General features: G+C 73.4%; 1 protein-coding gene. It reads left to right on the plus strand.

Going from position 1 to position 3,355, the window contains the following annotated elements:
• Positions 1-22: 22 nt before the first annotated feature.
• Positions 23-3,355 (plus strand): type I polyketide synthase (locus tag JS756_RS35550; RefSeq protein WP_307791436.1); only part of this gene is annotated, 3,333 nt, incomplete at its 3' end.

Here is a 3,355-nt window from a genome sequence, read left to right on the forward strand (position 1 = left end):
GTCGCGGTGGCGTCGGGGTGAAGTGGCCCGGTCGGCGGTCGAGGGCTGGCGGTACAAGGTGGTGTGGAAGCCGGTCGGGCGGCGGTCCGGGCCGGTCGTGCTGGGCGGTACCTGGTTGCTGGTCGTGCCCGAGTCGCGGGACGACACCGCGGGCCTGGTCACCGATGTCACCGACGCCCTCACCCGCCACGGCGCCCACGTGCGCCTGCTCCGGCTGTCCTCCCGCCATGCCGAGACTGGAGTTCTCCGGTCCGCACTCGACGAGGCGCTGGCCGACCTGGAGACACCGCTCGGCGGAGTACTGGCGCTGACCGGATGGGACGACAGCCCCCTGCCCGATCATCCGGTGCTGCCCACCGGAGCGGCGCTGACCGTGTCGCTCCTCCAGGCACTCGGCCGAGCCGGCGTCTGCGCACCGCTGTGGTGCGCCACCCGGGGCGCCGTGGCCGTCGGGGATCAGGAGGCGGTCACCCACCCGGTACAGGCGGCCGTCTGGGGTCTGGGCCGGGTCGCGGCGCTGGAGCACCCCGAGCGCTGGGGAGGTCTGGTGGACCTTCCCGAGCGGCTCGACGGCCTGAACGCGGCCGCCCTCTGCGCCGTGCTGGCGGCGGGCGGCGACGCCGCGGAGGACCAGGTCGCCCTGCGCGGCGGCACCACGTTCGCCCGGCGTCTGATGCCGGCGCCCGTGCCCGAGCGGCCCGGGCACGGACGGCACTGGTCCCCGACGGGTACCGCGCTGGTGACGGGCGGTACCGGAGCACTCGGCGCACACGTCACCCGCTGGCTGGCCGGATGCGGTGCCGAGGACGTGGTGCTGGTCGGCCGTCGCGGCGTCATCGACGCCCCGGCCCTGGCGGACCTGAAGGCCGAAGCCGCCCAGCTCGGCACCAGAGTCACTGTCGTCGCCTGCGACGTCGCCGACCGCGTGGCGCTGGAGGAACTTCTGAATTCCCTGCGCGTGCAGGGACGTACCGTCCGCACGGTGGTGCACGCCGCGGGCGTCGGGGTCCTCGGCGGTCTCGACGGCCTCGGGCTCGCGGAATTCGCCGACGTGACGGCGGGCAAGGTGACCGGCGCGCGGAACCTCGCCGAGGCATTGGACCCCGCCGAGATCGACGCGCTGATCTTCTTCTCCTCGATCTCCGGCGTCTGGGGCGTCGCCGACCACGCGGCGTACGCCGCGGCCAACGCCACCCTGGACGCGCTCGCCGAGAACGCACGCCGGACCCGCGGGCTGCCCGCCCTCTCGGTGGCGTGGGGACCGTGGGACGGCGGCGGGATGATCAGCGAGGACATGCGCGATCCGCTGCGGCGGCGCGGAATCCCCGTCATCGCTCCCGAGCCCGCGCTGGCGGCGCTCCAACAGGCACTGGACCACGGGGACACCGCAGTGGCCGTCGCGGACGTCGACTGGAACCGGTTCGTCTCCGTCTTCACCGTCGCCCGCTCCGCCCCGCTCATCGCCCACCTGAAGCCGAAGGCTCCTGCGGACGCCTCCGGCTCCGGCGGCACCGGGTACCGCGACGGAGCCGGCGACGGGCACGAGGGCGGTACGGACGCCTCCACGCTCGCCGAGCGGCTCCGCACCCTGCCCGCCGCCGACCGCGACCGGTTCGTCCAGGATCTCGTGCGTGCAGAGGCGGCTGCCGTACTGGGCCATGCCTCGGCCGATGCCGTCGACACGGCGTACGCCTTCAAGGAACTCGGCTTCGACTCGGTGAGCGCCGTCGAACTGCGCAACCGTCTCGACGCCCGCACCGGACTGAAGATCGCGACCACGGTCGTCTTCGACCACCCGACACCGCTGGCCCTCGCCGAGCACCTCCGCCACCTGGCCCTGGGCGACGGCGACGGCGACGGCGACGCACCGCGCGCAGCCGCCGACGCGCACGAACGGGCCCTCTCAGCTCCGCGGGAGGACGCCGTCGACGACGACCCGATCGCCGTCGTCGCCATGGCCTGCCGGTACCCGGGCGGCATCGGGTCGCCCGACGATCTCTGGCGTGTCGTCACCGCCGGGAAGGACGTCATCACCGGCTTTCCCGCCGACCGCGGATGGGACTCGACGCGGCTCTACGATCCCGACCCCGGGCGACCGGGCACCAGCTACGTCCGGCACGGTGGATTCCTGCACGACGCAGGGCACTTCGACGCGGCCTTCTTCGGTATCTCGCCGCGCGAGGCCGAGGCGATGGACCCGCAGCAGCGGCTGCTGCTGGAGACCTCCTGGGAGGCGCTGGAGCGCGGCGGCATCGACCCGAGAACCCTGCGAGGCAGCCACACCGGCGTCTTCACCGGCCTCACCGACCAGAACTACGGCACGCTCCTGAGCCGCAGCACCGACGGCACCGAGGGGTATCTCGTCACCGGCGCCTCGACAGCCGTCGCCTCGGGCCGCGTCTCGTACGTCCTGGGCCTGGAGGGGCCGGCGGTCACCGTCGACACCGCATGCTCGTCGTCGCTGGTCGCGCTGCACATGGCGGTGCGCTCGCTGCGGTCCGGCGAGTGCTCGACGGCGCTGGCGGGAGCCGCGATGGTCATGGCCGACCCGGCGCCCTTCGTCGGCTTCAGCCGGCAGCGGGGCCTCGCACCCGACGGACGCTGCAAGCCCTTCGCCGAAGCGGCCGACGGGTTCGCCCTCGCCGAAGGCGTCGGTGTCCTCCTGCTGGAGCGCCTGTCCGACGCCCGCCGCAACGGCCATCCGGTGCTGGCGGTGGTACGAGGCTCCGCGATCAACCAGGACGGTGCGAGCAACGGCCTCACCGCACCCAACGGACCCGCACAGCAGCGGGTCATCCGCGCCGCCCTCACCGACGCGCGGCTCACCGCCGACGAGGTGGACGTCGTGGAGGCGCACGGCACGGGCACCCGGCTCGGCGACCCCATCGAGGCACAGGCCCTGATCGCCACTTACGGCCAGGACCGGCCGCAGGACAAGCCCCTGCTCATCGGCTCCGTCAAGTCCAACCTCGGGCACACCCAGACCGCCTCCGGCATGGCGGGTGTCATGAAGATGGTCCTCGCCATGCGCCACGGACTCGTTCCCGGCACCCTGCACGTGGACGAGCCCTCGACCCACGTCGACTGGTCGGCGGGCGCCGTGTCACTGGCGACCGACCAGGTCGACTGGCCCGACACCGAGGGGCGTCCGCGTCGGGCGGGTGTGTCGTCCTTCGGTATCAGTGGGACGAATGCGCATGTGGTGTTGGAGGAGGCGCCGGCTGTCTCGGGGTCTGTGGGGTCTGTGGGTTCTGGGGGGCCGGTTGGGGTTTTCGGGGTGGGTGGTGTGGTGCCGTGGGTGGTGTCGGGTCGTGGTCGGGAGGGTTTGGCGGGGCAGGCGGGTCGGTTGGCCGCG

The sequence above is a fragment of the Streptomyces actuosus genome (genome assembly GCF_016921115.1).
GTDB lineage: Bacteria > Actinomycetota > Actinomycetes > Streptomycetales > Streptomycetaceae > Streptomyces > Streptomyces actuosus_A.